Below are 16,446 nucleotides of genomic sequence, written 5' to 3'. Positions count from 1 at the left end.
CGCTGCCGGTAGACTGCCAGCACCCCACGACTGCAAGGGCCCAGTGATGGACGCCAAGGTTGATCACGTTCTGATCGTCGATGACGACAGAGAGATAAGAGAGCTGGTAGGCAACTACCTGAAAAAGAACGGCCTGCGCACCACCCTGGCGGCGGATGGGCGCCAGATGCGGGCGTTTCTGGACACCGCGCAGGTCGACCTGATCGTGCTCGACATCATGATGCCCGGCGACGATGGCCTGGTGCTGTGCCGGGAGTTGCGCGCCGGCAAGCACCGCGCCACGCCGGTGTTGATGCTCACTGCCCGGGACGACGAAACCGATCGGATCATCGGCTTGGAAATGGGCGCCGACGACTACCTGGTGAAGCCATTCGCGGCCCGTGAGCTGCTGGCGCGGATCAACGCAGTGCTGCGCCGCACACGGATGCTGCCACCCAACCTGGTGGTAAGTGAGCAGGCGCGGCTGCTGGGCTTTGGCGACTGGCGGCTCGATACCACGGCCAGGCACCTGCTTGATGCGCAGGGCACCGTGGTGGCCCTCAGCGGGGCGGAATACCGCATGCTGCGGGTATTCCTCGATCATCCGCAGCGCGTGCTCAGCCGCGAGCAATTGCTCAACCTTACCCAGGGCCGGGAAGCCGACCTGTTCGACCGCTCCATAGACCTGTTGGTCAGCCGCCTGCGCCAGCGCCTGCTCGACGACGCTCGCCAGCCGGCGTACATCAAGACCGTGCGCAACGAGGGGTATGTGTTCAGTTTCCCGGTGCAGTTGCTGGAGAACCCATTGTGAGGCGTTGGCTACCGTGGCCCCGCACCCTGGCTGCCCGGCTGTCGCTGATTTTCCTGGCCAGCCTGCTGCTCGCGCAGGGGCTGTCCTTCGCGCTGCAAACCTATGAACGCTACAACAGCGCCAGGTCCTTGATGCTCAGCAACTTCGAGCATGACATCGACACCTCTGTCGCGATCCTGGACCGACTGCCAGCGGCCGAACGCGCCAGCTGGTTATCGCGGCTGGAGCGCTCCAATTACCGCTACCAGTTGGGCGCGGGGCAGGCGGGCACGCCCATGGGTGCTGGTGACGAACCCATGTCGGTGAAGTCGATCAAGGCAACGGTAGGGGCTCGCTACCCGGTGGCCTTCGAAACGATCGAGGACTCGCCGCCGCATTACCAGGCCCACCTGCGCCTAAGCGATGGCGAGCCGCTGACCATCGACGTGCGGCCTTCCATCATGCCGCTGTCGCCTTGGTTGCCCTTGTTGCTGGCCGCACAGTTGGCCCTGCTGGTGGCCGGTACCTGGCTGGCCGTGCGCACCGCGATCCGCCCCCTTACACGCCTGGCCCAAGCCGCGGAAAGCCTGGACCCGAACCAGCCTGCGGCATCCCTGGAGGAGCGTGGCCCCACGGAAGTGGCCCATGCCGCCGTGGCCTTCAACGCCATGCAGCGCCGGATCGCGGCCTATGTGAAAGAACGGGTACAGCTGCTCGCTGCGATCTCCCATGACCTGCAAACGCCCATCACCCGGATGAAACTGCGGGTAGAGTTCATGGATGATAGCGTCGAAAAGGACAAGCTCTGGAGCGACCTCACCGAAATCCAGCACCTGGTGAAGGAAGGTGTTGCCTTCGCCCGCAGTACCGAGCCCTCCCGGGAGCCCGCCATCCGCCTGCAGCTCAATGCGTTCCTGGAAAGCCTGGTATTCGATTACCTCGATACCGGCAAGGCGGTTGAGCTCTCGGCCCCGCACGAGCGGGTGATCACCAGCCGCCCCCAGGCCCTGCGCCGGCTGCTGACCAACCTGATCGACAACGCGCTCAAATTTGCCGGTGAGGCCCAGGTACAGGTCCAACATTACCCCGGCGGCCGCCTCGCCATCCAGGTACTCGACCGCGGCCCGGGGGTACCGGAAGAGGCATTGAGCGACGTGCTCAAGCCGTTCTACCGCCTGGAAAGCTCGCGCAACCGTGACACCGGCGGCACCGGGCTGGGCCTGGCCATCGCCTCGCAATTGGCCGGCAGCCTGGGCGGCCAGTTGCGGTTGTGTAACCGCGTAGGCGGGGGGTTATGCGCGGAGGTCGAGTTGCCAGGGGCAGGAGGGGCGAGCCAGTCGGCTACCTGACTGGCCCGCTTCTTCAATAGGGCGTGCCACCTGCCCGCTGGCGACGAAGCGCCTGCATGTACCACTCGAATTCGTCCAGAAAGCGGTTCATCTGGCTGGTGACGCGCGGCTCGGTGGGCTGGCCGTCATCGCCCAAGGCGCTACCGATACGTGGGATGGCGAACAGGCTAGGGATACTGGGCATGCCCAGCTCACCAACGATGGCGCGCAGTTGCATGGCTGCCCGCACGCCGCCATAGCCGCCCGCGGAGTAGCAGGCAATTGCCGAAGGCCGCCAGAAATACTCTTCCAGAAAATGGTCGAGCAGGTTCTTCAGCGCGGGCGGCACGCCGTGGTTGTATTCAGCGCTCACCAACAGAAAACCGTCGGCACGGCGGTACAGCGTGGCCAGGCGCTCCAGGTCTGCGGGCGCCGAGCCTTTCGGGTATTCCTTGTACATCCGGTCCAGCAGGGGAAGGCGGGTGTCCATCGGGTCCACCAGCACCGCTTCATGCCCCCGGGCTTCCAGTGCCGCCAACAGCAGGCGTGCCGCCTTGATGCCTTGGCGCTCGGTACGCACGGAGCCGAGCAGTACCGCGATGGTGAGTGGTTCGGTATGGGGCATGGTCTGGGCCTTGGGGAAGCTGGGGTCTATCCAGCCTAGCTCAGTGCGTCGGCGTGGCGGGCGACCGATCCCGATAGCCAACGTCAACCTACCGCTTGACTTAGAGTACGCTCGAAGTTCTAGCCTTCGGGGTGTCTGGACGACAGGGTGCTTATGAAAATCGGTGAACTGGCAAAACGCTCGGGGCTTTCGGCCCACACACTTCGGTATTACGAACGCATCGGGCTGTTGCCTTTTGCCGACCGTGACCACGCCGGCCAAAGGGATTATGCCCCCGCCATCCTAATGTGGATCGAATTTCTCGACCGCCTGAAAACGACGGGAATGCCCATCCGGGAAATGCTGCGCTACGCCGACCTTAGAGCGCGTGGCGCGCAAACCGAAGCCGAGCGGTGCGAGTTGCTTGTGCAACACCGCGAACGTGTTCGCGCCCATGTCGCCGAACTCAGCCACTGCCTGCTCGTCCTTGACCAAAAGATTGCCGGCTATGCCGGTCACACCTCGAGGATAAATGACCATGACCAAGCACCTTCCCAACGCCAGCGAGAGCCGGCTGGAACGCGGTAAACGAGCCCTGGCACAGATCGATGGCGAGGCCGGCTACAAGGTCGTCAGCGCACTGGCTGACATCGCCCCTGATTTTGCCACTTACTTGTTCGAATTCCCTTTCGGCGATATCTATTCCCGCCCTGGCTTGAGCCTGCGTGACAGAGAGATCGCCACGGTGGCGGCACTTTCGGCGATGGGTAATGCAACGCCGCAATTGAAGGTGCATATCGAGGCGGCGTTGAACGTCGGGCTTACCCGGGCAGAAATCACCGAAGTACTTATGCAGATGGCAGTGTATGCCGGCTTCCCGGCCGCGCTGAACGGATTGTTCGCGGCCAGGGAAGTGTTCGCAGCTCGGACGGATCAGGGGTAGGGGGCCCCATGGGGTAGGGCCTTATGGGCGAGCCGTCCCCGAATTCACGGAACAGCCCGCAACCTCGGCTAGTACGCGCGGATCAGGGCTTGAGCACTACCTTCACGCAGCCGTCTTTCTTGTCGCGGAAGGTCTTGTACATGTCCGGGCCGTCTTGAAGGCTTACGGTGTGGGTGATCACAAAGCTGGGGTCGATCTGCCCTTCCTGGATACGGTTGAGCAGGTCATCGGTCCAGCGATTGACGTGGGTCTGCCCCATCTTGAACGTGAGGCCCTTGTTCATCGCGGCGCCGAACGGAATCTTGTCGATCAGGCCGCCATACACGCCTGGGATGGACAGCGTGCCAGCCGGGCGGCACACATACATCATTTCCCGCAGCACGTGAGGGCGATCGGATTCCATCATCACTGCTTGCTTCACTCGGTCGTAGACGGAATCGAAGGAGCGGGTAGCGTGGGATTCCATGCCTACCGCGTCGATGCATTTTTCCGGGCCCTTGCCGCCGGTGAGTTCGGCGAGGCGATCCAGTACACTTTCTTCATCGAAGTTAATGGTAATAGCGCCTCCAGCCTTGGCCATCGCCAGGCGCTCGGGCACATTGTCGATGCATACCACTTGCTTGGCGCCGAGGATCACCGCGCTGCGCACAGTGAATTGCCCCACCGGGCCGGCGCCCCATATCGCCACGGTGTCGGTGGGTTCGATATCGCATTGCACAGCCGCTTGCCAACCGGTCGGGAAGATGTCGCCGAGGAATAGCACTTGCTCATCGGTAAGCCCGTCGGGAATCACCACCGGGGTGAAGTCCGCGTACGGCACGCGTACGTATTCAGCCTGCCCGCCCGGGTAGCCCCCGGTCAGGTGGGTATAGCCAAACAACCCCGCCGTGGTATGGCCGAAGGCTTTATCGGCCAGGTCCTTGTTACGGTTGCTGCGCTCGCAAACGGAGAAGTTGCCCCGGCGGCACTGATCGCATTCCCCGCAGCAGATCGTGAAGGGAACGACCACGCGATCGCCGATCTTCAGCTTCTTGTTTTCCGAGCCCACTTCCACCACTTCGCCCATGAACTCATGGCCCATGATGTCGCCATGCTTCATCCCGGGCATAAAGCCGTCGTACAGGTGCAAGTCCGAGCCGCAGATCGCGCACGAACTGACCTTGATGATGGCGTCCCGCGGGTGTTCTATCGTGGGGTCGGGTAGATGGTCATCACAACGGATGTCTTTTTTTCCATGCCAGCGTAATGCTTTCATCGATAAACCTCCTGGGTTGTGGTCGGTACGGCGGCCAAGGTCGAGGCCACCTGTTATTTTCGGTGAAAAGGCCCTCCGATAAGTTCCAACCCAGTACCGCTTGCGGTGTTGCGGGGTGATGGATGGTTAGTGCAGTGGTTACTCCCCGCTGCGCTGTGCGCCCGGCTCACCGCCGGCCTGTAGGCGTGAGGTTGGCACCCAGATACGCTATCAAGGCGCTCACTTTCGGCAGGGCCTCTCGGCTTTTGAGCCATACCAGGTTCATCGGCTGGCCCTGAGTAGCCAGATGAGGAAGCACCTCCACCATTCGCCCGCTTTCCAGATGGGTATGAACCAACCATGTGGGCAGCTGAGCAATGCCCAGCCCTGCCAGCACGGCCATCACTTCTCCCTCTCCGTCCCCTACGGCGATATGGGGATGCATGATTCGGCGCTCGATGTCGCCTTGCTGGCGCCCTTTGAAGTACCAAGGGATCGCCATTCCGTCATTCAGCCCATAACCCACACACAAGTGCCGGTCCAGATCCGCCTCTGACTCAGGCTGGCCGTGGCGTGTGAGGTAATCCGGCGAAGCGCAAAAGATGAGCTTGGGTGTTCCGAAGAACCTGTGCCCTACGGCGGCGGGCCATGCACCTGCTCCGCCGATCCTGACCACGATGTCGATATTTTCGTGGACCAGGTCAACGTAGCGATCAGAAAAAGAAATATGTGGGGACAGCCTTGGATGCTGCTTCATGAACTCGATGATCAGCGGCAGTACATGCAACCGGCCATAGGAGGCGGGCAAGTCGATGCGCACCTTGCCCTGAGGCTCGGTGTGGGTCGAAGTCAAGGCTATCTCGGCTTCTTCCAGGTCAGCCAACACGGTGGCGCACGTTCGGTAAAAGGTCTCCCCGGCTTCGGTGAGCGACAGCCGCCGGGTAGTGCGCTGGAACAGGCGGGTGCCAAGCCGAGCCTCCAGCCGCGCGATCCCTTTGCTGACCGCGGAACTGGTGAGATTCAGCCGCTCGGCCGCTGCGGTAAAGCTGCCCAGGTCGGCAACGATCACGAACACGTCAATGCCCTTCAGGCGTTCGGATGAAAACACTGAACCTCCAATTGATGAATCCACTTCCAATCACTTCGTAAAAAACAGCCGAGATCACTCCCTATTTCTCCAATAGGCTATGCCAAAACCTGTTTGGAGTTAAGTTGTATGCAATCCTCAGCCACAGCAGAGGCCACAGCCGCCGCTGCGGACACCTCACGGTCAGGGGTTCAGATCCTGATCATGGCGGTTGCCGCCTTTATCATTGTGACTACTGAGTTCCTGATCGTGGGGCTGTTGCCCGCGCTCGCTCGGGACTTGAACATTTCCATCGCCCTGGCGGGGCAGGTAGTCACCTTGTTCGCGTTTACGGTGATGCTGTTCGGGCCGGTGCTCACGGCAAAGCTGGCCCACGTGGAACGCAAAAAGCTGTTCACCGTCATCCTCATGGTGTTTGCGGCGTCCAACGTTCTGGCAGCGGTGTCCACGAATATCTGGGTATTGGCGCTTGCCCGTTTCATCCCAGCCTTGGCGCTGCCGGTGTTTTGGGGTACCGCCAGCGAAACGGCGGGGCAGCTGGCAGGGCCGGGCCAGTCGGGCAAGGCCGTGGGCCGGGTATACCTGGGCATCACTGCGGCGCTGGTGTTCGGTGTACCGCTGGGTACCCTGGCGGCAGATGCCGTGGGCTGGCGGGGAAGCTTCTGGATACTGGCGGCGATTGCGCTGTTCATTGGTGCCTTGATGCATCTGGTGATGCCGACACTGCCCGTGTCTGCCAGCACGAACCCCGACCAGAAGCAGACCGCGATCCTGCGCCAGCCGCGCTTCCTGGCGCATCTGCTGTTGTCGATCCTTACTTTCACCGCGCTGTTCACCGCCTACACCTACCTGGCCGACGTGCTCGAGCGGCTGGGCGGGGTGCCTGCCAGCCAGGTGGGATGGTGGCTGATGGGCTTCGGTGCAATCGGCATGGTGGGTAATCACCTCGGTGGCAGCATGGTCGACCGTAAGCCGCTGGCCGCCATGGTGGTGTTCCTGGTGCTGGCGGGTGCCGGCATGCTGGCGGCGGTACCGCTGGCACCGCATCACCTCTGGCTGATCGTCGCGCTGGTCGCGTGGGGTATCGGTTACACCGCGTTGTTTGTGGTGTGTCAGGTTCGGGTCATGCAGGCCGGTGCGCAGGCACAGGCACTGGCGGCAACCATGAACATTTCAGCGGCCAACGCAGGCATCGGCCTGGGCGCCATCCTTGGTGGTATCGGCATCGGCCACTATGGTTTGGGCTCCATCGGCATCATCGCTACGTTGATCGCCGCCATGGCGGTGGTGGTCGCGCTGTTGCTGATGCGCCGCGCGTAATCTTCCTCGTAGCCGCGCATCTAGTAACCTGCGGCGGCTCCATTCCCGCGAGGGTCGAAAGCGCCTTCGAACGAGCCGTTAGGCAAGCGCACCGCGGCGCCGGCATGCCCCATGGTTTCGGTGAAAGGGCCGAGAATTTCGACGTCATGGCCGCGCGCCTTGAGCTCGTCGATCACGGCGCCGTCCACCCGGGACTCGATCTTCAGGCTGTCGGAGCTTTCGCCCCAGGTGCGGCCCAACAGCCAGCGCGGCGCGGTTACGGCCTGTTGCAGGGGCTGACCGAACACGGCGTAACGGCTGAATACCGCGGCCTGGGTTTGGGGTTGGCCGTCGCCGCCCATGGTGCCGTACACCAGCATGCTACCGTCGTTCAAGCGAGCCGCCGCGGGGTTGAGGGTGTGGAAGGGCTTCTTGCCGGGCTTGAGCACCAGCAAGTGGCTGGGGTCGCGGCTGAACGATGCACCCCGGTTCTGCCAATTCAGCCCCGATTCGGCCAATACGATGCCACTGCCAAACTCGTGGTAGATACTTTGAATGAACGACACGGCCAGGCCGTCGTTATCAATCAGGCCCATCCAGATGGTATCTCCCGGGCCCTTGCCCTCACCCCAGGGCGCAGCGTACTGCGGGACGATCCGGCTCGCCAGTGCTTGCAGGTACTCCGGCACCAGGCAGGCTTGCGGGTCGATGGTCATGTGCTCAGGGTCGGCGATGTGTTCGTCCCGTACGGCGAAGGCGAGCTTGGTGGCTTCGACAAGGGTATGGATATGGTCGGCGCCGTCTGCCTGATATTTGCCAAGGCCTGCGTGGTCGGGCATGCGTTTGAGAACAAAGAACGCCAGCAATGCGGTAACAATGTCGAAGGGAATGGCTACGGCAAATACCGGGTACCAACTATCCGTGTATTGATGCAGCAGGGCGGCAACCGGCCCGCCGTAAATGGCCCCAATGCCTTGGGCCATGCCATGGTGTTCTCGCGGCCGTAGCGGTCGGAAATCCAGCCAAACAACGGGCGGGTAAGGCCGTTGCATATCCGGTCGATGGTCATTGCCAAGGGCAGGGCAGCCATACCCATCACCATGACCGTTGTCATGCCGAAGTCTTTGGCAAAGCTTGCCATCTGTGAGGTCACCATCAGGCCCGAGGTGGACATCAAGGTGAACATCAAGAACATCAGCCAGAATACCCTAGTCTTTAGACTGGCTTTCTTCCGTTCAGCCCGTAGTCGAGCGGCCGTATCTCTTATCCCCTCAAGGAAAAATCGTTCATGACGACGATCTTCAATGTGTTCGACTACGGCGCCAAAGGTGACGGCGTCAGCGATGACACCCTGGCCATTCAAAAAGCTATCAATGCCGCCGCGAAGGCGGGAGGCGGCGAGGTTTACCTGCCTCACGGTACCTATATTGTCAGTGGCCCCAACAGTGATGGTGGGTGCCTGACCCTCAAAAGCCATGTGACACTCAACGGCGAACGCATGGGGCTCACCACGCTCAAGCTGGCCGATGGTTCCAGCAATGACGTGGCGGGACTGATCCACACCGCAGCCCACTTCAATACCACAGACACAACCATCAGCAACTTGACCCTGGACGGCAACAAGGCCAACACCAGCGGAACGGTTGACGGCTTTGTCACCGGCAGCGCGACCGATAACACAGCACATACCGTATTCTTTCAGGTCGCCGGCGTTGAGTTTCAGAACTTCAGTGGCGACGGGCTACGTGCCCAAGCGCTTACCACTGCTGGATATGTATATGACAGCGTGTCCCATGACAACGACGGCGACGGCTTTGCCACCCAATTCAAAGATGAGCAGGCCCGTCGGGATGACATCAGTTTCACCGACAACAAGGCCTATGAGAACGGCGGCGACGGCTTCGATCTGAAAACGAGCCAGGATTACGCTGGCCCCCCTGTGTTCGACAATAACGATGCGTACGACAATGCGGGCAATGGCATCTTGCTGGCCGGCCTGGAGACGGACTGGGTGTCGATCCAGGGCGGTATTGTCGGAGGGACCGTGCACGGCAATGGCGGGGCGGGTATTGAGCTCCAGGGAATCAAGGGTATGGGTGTCAGCCATACCGAGATTTATGGCAATGGGAAAGAAGGTGTTGCCTTGCTCGGCACCTACCTGACGGCGGTTTACCAAAATTACATCCACGATAATGCCCAGAGTGGCGCTGCCGCAGAGATCCTTGTGGACACCTTCACCAGCGCTCAAGGGCAGACCTACGCTGCAGACACACACTACGACCTGGTCGACAACGTTATCGTGGGTAGCGATCAATCGACTTACGGCCTGGAGGATCGTTATGCCGCCACTGGCTACCAATACCGCTCTTTCTACGGCAATGTCATCAGCCATACGCAGCAAGGGCAGGTGATCAGTGATTTTGACCATGTGAACAGCAGATCGCAAAAAACCACGTTTACGTTTCTGGGCAGCGACGGCGCCGACCACCTCGTGGGTACGCCCAGCGCCGAATTGATACACGCGGGTGGCGGCCGCGACGTGCTGGACGGTGGCGCGGGCCATGACGTGCTGGACGGGGGCCAGGGCGCGGATCGCCTTACCGGCGGCGCGGGCGACGATGTGTTTGTGTATGCCCGTCTGCAGGACAGTTACGCCAGCACGGCCGGCGATACTCATGACCGCATCCTGGACTTCGGCGCGGCTCACGATCAACTGGACCTTACCGCACTCGGCCTGAGGGGCCTGGGGAACGGCCACAAAGGTACACTGCTGCTCAGCTACAACAGCAATACCGACACCACCTACCTGCAGAGCCTGGATGCTGATGCCGATGGCTACCGTTTCAAGCTGGCGCTGAACGGCCACTACCAGGGCAGCCTCCTCCGCGACAACTTCTATTTCCGCCGGGACGGTGGCAGCGATGCCGATACCTTCACTACCACACGGGAGGGCGGTGCGCTTCTGGTAGGCCATGAAGGTGACGATACTCTTTACGGCGGCCCAGGTGACGATCGTTTGCAAGGCGATATTGGCGCTGACCGTCTGACAGGTGGGGACGGCCACAACACGTTCGTCTACAAGGCGCTGAGCGACAGCTATGTCAACGATACTGACGTCACTCGTCACGTTGACCTGCTGATGGACTTCAGCCAGGACGAGGGCGACCTGATCGACGTCTCTGCGCTAGGTTTTATTGGCATCGGGAATGGCCACGACGGCACACTAACCCAGTCCTATGACAGTAATACAGGACTGACCACGATCGAATCCCTTGATGCCGATGAGGCCGGTAACCGTTTCGCGGTGACACTGCTAGGATATGGTTTTGGAGGCGATGGCCGGTCGACCTACGGCGACGCCTTCATCCTGGCACCCTCGACACCTGATCCCAGTGGCTTCTTCGACAGCCATCGTGTGGGCGGCGACGGCTTTGACACTTTGTGGGGCAGTACCGGTAACGACGTGCTGATAGGTGGCGGCGGCGGTGACCGGCTGTATGGTGAAAGTGGGGCCGACACCTTCGTGTACCAGCAGATCAGCGACAGCTACCATGGTGCCTCAGACTTGATCGGTGACGACTTTCTGGTGTCAGTGGACCGTATCGATGTGTCTGCCCTGGGGTTCACCGGGCTCGGCAACGGTGATAACGGCACCTTGAAGCTGGCATATAGCGCCACTACCGATCGTACATACGTGCAGTCGAACCAGGTGGACAGTGACGGCCATCGGTTCGAGCTAAGGCTGGAGGGTAATTATCGGGATACGCTTGCTGCCGACAACTTTGTATTCAGTACCTCCTCATCGGTGCCAGACACAAACCACGCCTCTGTCCTTGCTGACCACAGCGTTGAAATTCTGCCAATAGGAATAGCCGCCGCCGAGCATGCCTGATGTCGGCCCTAATACTGTCAGCGAGAACTGTACTGCATCCCTCCCGTCTTGGGAGCGACTAGTGACCAGCCGCCTTGAGCTTTTCAAAGCTCAGGCGCAGGTCGCTGGCCCAGCCATCGAGCACTGGCTTCACGGCTTCCAGGGTGAGTTGGGTCTTGTCATTCTCGAGTGCCTGGCCGGCCCCTTTGCGCACTACCTGGGCTAAAACCTTGTTGCTGTCGGCATCGAGGACCACCGCCTCGGTCGCTATTTCGACATTCTGATCACGGCCGCCGGAAGCCGTGTTCACCGCAGCGGCGACCAAGGCGAGGGGTATGACTTCATAGGGCTTGAGCCCCTCGGTGCTGGTGGACACAGCGGTGATTGCCGGTCGGATAATCAGCGTATGTGGCCCAGGTGCGCTGGCCAGCGGTATCTCTTTCCCAAGTTCACGCTTGAGGGCTGTGTCGTAATAGGCACTGATCGATTGAAGTGCCTGCGCCGAGATCACCGGGCTGGGCTGGGGGCGGGGGTAGAACCATCAAGGATGCTCGCATGGCTGGGTTGCTGGCCCTTGCCGACGTCCAATCGAAGCAAATGCGTTGCATGTCAACGCAGTTTAGATGCGTCGCCAGAAGGCGCTGTGAATTTTATTTGCGTCACGCTCAATGATGGCCCTTATCGCTTCGTTAGCGTGCGAACGCCGCGTATCCGGCCCGGTCTAACGCCTCGCCATTTGATAGGTGACCAGGGTTGATATGAATATTTTCGAAGCACTACGGGAAAGCCACGACCGCCAGAGGGGTTACGCTGAATCGCTGCTGCAAACCCATGGTGACAGCAGCGAACGCAAGGAAGCCTACCAGCGGCTGAAGGCCGAGCTTCAGGCGCACGAAACGGCGGAAGAACGCTGCTTTTATATTCCATTGATGGCCCATGACAATGGCGTTGACCTCAGCAGGCATGCGATCTCCGAGCATCACGAAATGGACGAGATGATGGAGGAGCTGGACGCCACCGAGATGTCCAGCCCCAGCTGGCTGGCTACTGCCAAAAAGCTCTCCGACAAAGTGCACCATCACCTGAAGGAAGAAGAGCACAAGTTCTTTCAGGCGGCGGGCAAGCTGCTTGATCCTCAGCAAAAGGAAGCATTGGCTGGCTTGTACCTGGCTGAGTATGAAGCCCAGCTGGAAACGGCCTGAATGTTCACCCTGCGCGTGCTAGCCAGGCTGCAGGGTTTGGACGAGGTCCACAATTGGTGCGGTATGGGCTCAAAGCAGGGCACCACGCACAGCTGAAATGTTTTTTAACTAAGGAAAATGTGCTTGTTGCACAGGGTTCCCAGTCGGTCCTGCTTCGTTTTACCTGTATTTCAGGCTTTTCTCAAAACGGCCTGTGATTTGCTCTCTTCTCGATGCGCTTCGTTACCTACCCCGCACTTGAGAGGAGAACAGAATGAGCTCACCCGGAGATTTCCCATTAAGCGAGGCCCCCGCGTCGGCCAGGAAAGGGCTGCTGTCCATTTCCATGGTGCTGTTCAGTTTCACCTTTTTCACCGGCACCATGTTCGCCGGTGGCAAGTTGGGCATGGCCTTCGCTTTCACCGACATGCTGTGGATCGCCTTTATCGGCAATAGCCTGCTGGCGCTTTATGCGGCGGGCCTTGCCTTCATCGCCTCGCGCAGCGGTTTGAACACGGTGCTGATGGGGCGCTTCTGTTTTGGCGAAGCGGGCAGCCGGCTTTCGGATTTTTTGCTCGGTTTCGCCGAGCTGGGCTGGTACGCCTGGGGCACCGCGACCGTCGCGATCGTGCTGGTGAAGATACTCGGCCTTACCGAGGGCCTCACCACGCCCCTGATGGTGCTGTTCGGCTTTGGCTTCAGCATCACCGCCATCGTGGGCTATAAAGGCCTGGACGTACTCTCCCGGGTGTCGGTGCCATTGATGTTTGTCCTGCTGATGGTTTCCATGTACATCGCCACAGGCCATGCCGGTGGCTTTCAGGGGCTGGCCGCTGTTATCCCGCATGAGACGATGACATTCTCCGCCGCCGTGACCATGGTGTTCGGTACCTTCGCCAGCGGCGCCACCCAGGCCACCAATTGGACACGCCTGTCGCGCACCGGGCGTGTGGCGATCATCGCAAGCGTCGTGAGCTTTTTGATCGGCAACGGTTTGATGGTGGTCGCCGGCGCCTGGTGCGCGATCGTGTACCAGCAAGCTGATATCGTTGAAGTGATGATCCTTCAGGGCTTGTCCTTCGCGGCGGTGATCATGCTGTGCCTCAACCTCTGGACGATCCAAGGGCCGACTATCTATAACGTGTCTGCCGCGGCATGCCATCTGCTGCGCAGTGAGCGCCGTCGCACCATGACCCTCCTGGCCGCCGCGCTGGGCGTGGTGCTCGCGATCGGCGGCATGTATGAAATGCTGATCCCGTTCCTGGTATTGCTGGGCTCGATCATCCCGCCGGTGGGTGGCGTGATCATGGCGGACTTCTGGTACCGCCACCGCGGTAAATACCCGTTGCTGGCTACTGCCAGCCTGCCGCGCTACAACGTCAAGGGGCTGGCTGCCTATGGTGTAGGGGCGGTGCTTGCGTACTGCTCGCCCTGGGTCGCCCCGTTGGTAGGCATTGCAGTGGCGGCGGTGTGCTACATCGGGTTGCTCCAGTTCACCGGCCGTCGCGCTGAAATGCCGGCCCTGCAGGGGGATCAATGAGCCTCACGGTTGCAGAAATCCTCAAGCTGCCTGGGCTGGAAGAGCTGGCCGTGCGTGCCGGCGCCAACCAGTTGCACCGCAGCGTGCGCTGGCCCTACGTGGCCGAGAACGAGGGTATCGCCGAGTGGGTGATCGGCAACGAACTGGTGTTTGTCACGGGCATCAACCACACCCGTGATGAAGCCAACCTCCTGGGCCTGGTCGAGGACGGTGTTGCCGTGGGCATCGCCGGCCTGGTGATACTCACGGGAGGGACGTTCATTCAGCGCATTCCGGCGGCGGTGATCAAGCGGGCAGACGAACTCGGCTTGCCGCTGATCGAGCAGCCCTACCTGTTGAAAATGGTGGTGGTCACCCACGCGATCGGTACGGCATTGGTGCACATGGATCAGGCGCAGCGGTCCCGGCACGATATCCTCAGCCAGTTGCTCAGCGGCGATTACCCGAGCCTGGCCATCGCCCGGCAACGCGCCGAGCACGCGCAATTGCCCGTCGATGGGCCGCGTCGCCTGGTAGCGCTGCGGTTGTCGTCGGTGGCTATGCTGTTCGAACGCTACACTCCGGCGGTAGCGGAGCAGCGCTTGCAGCACATCCGGCAGGCGTTGCGCGATGAACTGGAAGCCTGGAACCGTGCCTTTGCCGCGCCACTGCCGGTGGTGCAGCAGGGCGACCTGTTTATCGTGTTATTGCCTGACGCCGATACCCTGCGGGCCGAGCTGCTGAGGCTTTACAGGGCCCTGGCTCCGGGGATCGGTGACCTCACGCTGTTCATGGGCGTGGCGAACCCTGCAGGCGATTGCGGCCAATATCGCCAAGCCCTGAACGAAGCGCGCCAGGCGCTGGATGTGGCCGAGCACCTGCAGCCTGCCAATGGGTTCTGCGATTTCAGCGAGCTTGGGGTGTTGCGATTGCTGCAAGCCATCGGGGACCGCTCGGTGATCGACCACTTTGTGCAACGCACCCTTGGCGCGTTGATAGAAACCTCACGCAAGCAACCCTTTACGCTGATCGAGACCCTGGATGCGCTACTGCAGGAAAACGGTAACGCCCTGATGGCGGCCGGGCGGCTGGGCATCCATCGCAACACCCTCAACCAGCGCCTGGACCGTATCGAACAACGCAGTGGCCAGTCGCTGGACGACCCTCTTTTCCGAATGAATGCCTCTGTCGCGCTGCTGGTTTGGCACACGACCGAAGCCCCGACCAAGGAGTTAGCATGAATATTTTCAACGCCCGCCTGCGTGGCAAAAGTGGCCTGTATCGCATTGAACTCGACGGCGAGCGGATTGCGGCCATCGTTTCCCAACCCGCGGCAATCCAGCCGAACGACGGCAGCGACCTGGACGCTGGCCAGAACCTAGTCACCGCGCCCTTCGTCGAGCCGCATATTCACCTCGACGCTACCCTGACCGCGGGTGAGCCGGCCTGGAACATGAGCGGTACCTTGTTCGAGGGCATCGAGCGCTGGGCCGAACGCAAGGCGGTGGTGACCCACGAGGACACCAAGGTCCGTGCGCGGCGCACCATCGACATGCTGGTAGACCATGGCATCCAGCATGTACGTACCCATGTGGACGTCACCGACCCTTCCTTCGCCGCGCTCAAAGCCATGCTGGAGGTGCGTGAGGAGGCGCGGCACCTGATCGACCTGCAGATCGTGGCGTTTCCCCAGGAAGGCATCGAGTCCTTCAAAAACGGCCGCGCCTTGATGACCGAAGCGATCGCCATGGGCGCGGATGTGGTAGGGGGTATCCCGCATTTCGAAAACACTCGGGATCAGGGCGTGGAATCGGTGAAGTTCCTGATGGACCTGGCCGAGCGCACCGGTTGCCTGGTGGACGTGCATTGCGATGAAACCGACGACCCACAATCGCGGTTTCTCGAAGTGCTGGCCGAAGAGGCCCGGGTGCGGGAGATGGGCGAAAAGGTGACGGCCAGCCACACCGTGGCCATGGGCTCGTACGACAACGCCTATTGCTCCAAGCTGTTCCGGTTGCTCAAGGCCTCGAAGATCAACTTCGTCTCTTGCCCTACGGAAAGCATTCACTTGCAAGGGCGTTTTGACACGTACCCGAAACGCCGCGGCGTTACCCGGGTGGCCGAGATCGACCGCGCCGGCATGAACATCTGCTTCGGCCAGGACTCGATCGTTGATCCGTGGTACCCGCTGGGCAACGGCAATATCGTGCGCATCCTCGAAGCGGGCCTGCACATCTGCCACATGCTTGGCTACGAAGACCTCAAGCGGTCGCTCGACCTGATCACCGACAACAGCGCACGCACCCTGCACCTGGGCGAGCGCTACGGGCTTGAAGTGGGCCGCCCGGCGAACCTGGTGATCCTGTCTGCCCCGGACGACTACGAAATGGTCCGCAGCCAGGGGCAGGTGCTCACCTCGATCCGCGGCGGCAAGGTGCTGATGCAACGCACCCCGGCGTGGGTGGAGCGGTTCGGGGGTTGAATGCGAGAGTAGCCGCCGGGCCGGGCCGCGCCGGCTTGCCCGCGACTGGCGTACCACCGAATCTACGGGCCTGCCGGCCCGGTCGCCGCCAAGGCGTGCTGCTACGGAACGACCAGCTACGGCGCCTTC

General features: G+C 61.3%; 15 protein-coding genes and 2 pseudogenes. 10 read left to right on the top strand and 7 right to left on the bottom strand.

The annotated features are described in order from the left end of the window. Positions 1–46 precede the first annotated feature (46 nt). Positions 47–790: a response regulator gene (locus G7016_RS16245; RefSeq protein ID WP_181116282.1), complete on the top strand. Its 744-nt coding sequence runs from the start codon at positions 47–49 to the stop codon at positions 788–790. Beyond that, positions 787–2,118 carry an ATP-binding protein gene (locus tag G7016_RS16240; RefSeq protein ID WP_181116279.1) on the top strand — a complete coding sequence of 444 codons (1,332 nt, stop codon included), beginning with the start codon at positions 787–789 and terminating at the stop codon, positions 2,116–2,118. Before G7016_RS16245 ends, G7016_RS16240 begins: the two co-directional genes overlap by 4 nt. Positions 2,119–2,131: 13 nt before the next feature. Here G7016_RS16240 and G7016_RS16235 read toward each other — a convergent pair whose 3' ends face one another. Next, positions 2,132–2,722, bottom strand: a complete 591-nt coding sequence (locus G7016_RS16235; protein ID WP_181116276.1) for an NADPH-dependent FMN reductase — start codon at positions 2,720–2,722, stop codon at positions 2,132–2,134. A 153-nt stretch (positions 2,723–2,875) separates the two neighbouring features. On the opposite strand from G7016_RS16235, the pseudogene G7016_RS25615 reads away from it, so the two are divergent. Next, positions 2,876–3,001: pseudogene (locus G7016_RS25615) on the top strand (MerR family DNA-binding transcriptional regulator); the annotation flags it as partial. 3 nt (positions 3,002–3,004) lie between these two features. On the opposite strand, the gene G7016_RS25165 reads toward G7016_RS25615, so the two are convergent. Next, positions 3,005–3,241 carry a hypothetical protein gene (locus G7016_RS25165; protein WP_258195212.1) on the bottom strand — a complete coding sequence of 79 codons (237 nt, stop codon included), beginning with the start codon at positions 3,239–3,241 and terminating at the stop codon, positions 3,005–3,007. Here G7016_RS25165 and G7016_RS16225 point away from each other — a divergent pair. Continuing rightward, the gene (locus G7016_RS16225; protein WP_181116270.1) at positions 3,240–3,644 is read left to right on the top strand and encodes a carboxymuconolactone decarboxylase family protein; all 405 of its coding nucleotides are present in this window, start codon (positions 3,240–3,242) and stop codon (positions 3,642–3,644) included. The genes G7016_RS25165 and G7016_RS16225 overlap by 2 nt on opposite strands. Before the next feature lie 82 nt (positions 3,645–3,726). Here the strand turns inward: G7016_RS16225 and G7016_RS16220 are convergent, their stop codons facing one another. Further along, positions 3,727–4,899, bottom strand: a complete 1,173-nt coding sequence (locus G7016_RS16220; protein ID WP_181116267.1) for a zinc-dependent alcohol dehydrogenase — start codon at positions 4,897–4,899, stop codon at positions 3,727–3,729. Between the two features lie 166 nt (positions 4,900–5,065). Continuing rightward, positions 5,066–5,986 (bottom strand): LysR family transcriptional regulator, encoded by a 921-nt coding sequence (locus G7016_RS16215; RefSeq protein ID WP_181116264.1) that lies wholly within the window; start codon positions 5,984–5,986, stop codon positions 5,066–5,068. 108 nt (positions 5,987–6,094) lie between these two features. Between G7016_RS16215 and G7016_RS16210 the strand changes: the two genes are divergently transcribed. Beyond that, a complete protein-coding gene (locus G7016_RS16210) occupies positions 6,095–7,285 on the top strand; it encodes an MFS transporter (RefSeq protein ID WP_181116261.1) in 1,191 nt (396 codons plus the stop codon). Between the two features lie 20 nt (positions 7,286–7,305). Here G7016_RS16210 and G7016_RS16205 read toward each other — a convergent pair whose 3' ends face one another. Then, complete coding sequence (locus tag G7016_RS16205; RefSeq protein WP_308812174.1) at positions 7,306–8,247, bottom strand: gamma-glutamyltransferase; 942 nt, start codon at positions 8,245–8,247, stop codon at positions 7,306–7,308. Then, a complete protein-coding gene (locus G7016_RS16200) occupies positions 8,157–8,459 on the bottom strand; it encodes a hypothetical protein (RefSeq protein ID WP_219854719.1) in 303 nt (100 codons plus the stop codon). The genes G7016_RS16205 and G7016_RS16200 overlap by 91 nt, the downstream gene beginning before the upstream one ends. 93 nt (positions 8,460–8,552) lie before the next feature. Between G7016_RS16200 and G7016_RS16195 the strand changes: the two genes are divergently transcribed. After that, the gene (locus tag G7016_RS16195) at positions 8,553–11,156 is read left to right on the top strand and encodes a glycosyl hydrolase family 28-related protein (protein WP_181116258.1); all 2,604 of its coding nucleotides are present in this window, start codon (positions 8,553–8,555) and stop codon (positions 11,154–11,156) included. A 58-nt stretch (positions 11,157–11,214) separates the two neighbouring features. Here the strand turns inward: G7016_RS16195 and G7016_RS16190 are convergent. Continuing rightward, a pseudogene (locus G7016_RS16190) lies at positions 11,215–11,673 on the bottom strand (DUF3313 domain-containing protein); the annotation flags it as partial. A gap of 220 nt (positions 11,674–11,893) precedes the next feature. Between G7016_RS16190 and G7016_RS16185 the strand changes: the two are divergent. The 4 genes from G7016_RS16185 to codA all read left to right on the top strand — a co-directional run bounded on the left by G7016_RS16185 (position 11,894) and on the right by codA (position 16,317). Next, positions 11,894–12,337, top strand: a complete 444-nt coding sequence (locus G7016_RS16185; RefSeq protein ID WP_181116250.1) for a hemerythrin domain-containing protein — start codon at positions 11,894–11,896, stop codon at positions 12,335–12,337. A gap of 253 nt (positions 12,338–12,590) precedes the next feature. Next, a complete protein-coding gene (gene codB, locus G7016_RS16180) occupies positions 12,591–13,856 on the top strand; it encodes a cytosine permease (protein ID WP_181116247.1) in 1,266 nt (421 codons plus the stop codon). Continuing rightward, positions 13,853–15,076 (top strand): PucR family transcriptional regulator, encoded by a 1,224-nt coding sequence (locus G7016_RS16175; protein ID WP_181116242.1) that lies wholly within the window; start codon positions 13,853–13,855, stop codon positions 15,074–15,076. Before codB ends, G7016_RS16175 begins: the two co-directional genes overlap by 4 nt. Continuing rightward, on the top strand, positions 15,073–16,317 hold the full coding sequence (codA, locus tag G7016_RS16170; protein ID WP_181116239.1) for a cytosine deaminase: 1,245 nt from the start codon (positions 15,073–15,075) through the stop codon (positions 16,315–16,317). Before G7016_RS16175 ends, codA begins: the two co-directional genes overlap by 4 nt. Positions 16,318–16,446 lie beyond the last annotated feature (129 nt).

This window comes from Pseudomonas japonica (assembly GCF_013522925.1).
Lineage (GTDB): Bacteria > Pseudomonadota > Gammaproteobacteria > Pseudomonadales > Pseudomonadaceae > Aquipseudomonas > Aquipseudomonas japonica_A.
Note: the sequence above shows the minus strand (reverse complement) of the source record. Positions and strands in the feature narration are given on the sequence as shown.

Coding starts and splice junctions, on each gene's coding strand:
- G7016_RS16245 (WP_181116282.1), top strand. CDS start 47: ATGGACGCCAAGGTTGATCACGTTCTGATCGTCGATGACGACAGAGAG.
- G7016_RS16235 (WP_181116276.1), bottom strand. CDS start 2,722: ATGCCCCATACCGAACCACTCACCATCGCGGTACTGCTCGGCTCCGTG.
- G7016_RS16225 (WP_181116270.1), top strand. CDS start 3,240: ATGACCAAGCACCTTCCCAACGCCAGCGAGAGCCGGCTGGAACGCGGT.
- G7016_RS25165 (WP_258195212.1), bottom strand. CDS start 3,241: ATGGTCATTTATCCTCGAGGTGTGACCGGCATAGCCGGCAATCTTTTG.
- G7016_RS16220 (WP_181116267.1), bottom strand. CDS start 4,899: ATGAAAGCATTACGCTGGCATGGAAAAAAAGACATCCGTTGTGATGAC.
- G7016_RS16210 (WP_181116261.1), top strand. CDS start 6,095: ATGCAATCCTCAGCCACAGCAGAGGCCACAGCCGCCGCTGCGGACACC.
- G7016_RS16205 (WP_308812174.1), bottom strand. CDS start 8,247: ATGGCCCAAGGCATTGGGGCCATTTACGGCGGGCCGGTTGCCGCCCTG.
- G7016_RS16200 (WP_219854719.1), bottom strand. CDS start 8,459: ATGTTCTTGATGTTCACCTTGATGTCCACCTCGGGCCTGATGGTGACC.
- G7016_RS16195 (WP_181116258.1), top strand. CDS start 8,553: ATGACGACGATCTTCAATGTGTTCGACTACGGCGCCAAAGGTGACGGC.
- G7016_RS16185 (WP_181116250.1), top strand. CDS start 11,894: ATGAATATTTTCGAAGCACTACGGGAAAGCCACGACCGCCAGAGGGGT.
- codB (WP_181116247.1), top strand. CDS start 12,591: ATGAGCTCACCCGGAGATTTCCCATTAAGCGAGGCCCCCGCGTCGGCC.
- G7016_RS16175 (WP_181116242.1), top strand. CDS start 13,853: ATGAGCCTCACGGTTGCAGAAATCCTCAAGCTGCCTGGGCTGGAAGAG.
- codA (WP_181116239.1), top strand. CDS start 15,073: ATGAATATTTTCAACGCCCGCCTGCGTGGCAAAAGTGGCCTGTATCGC.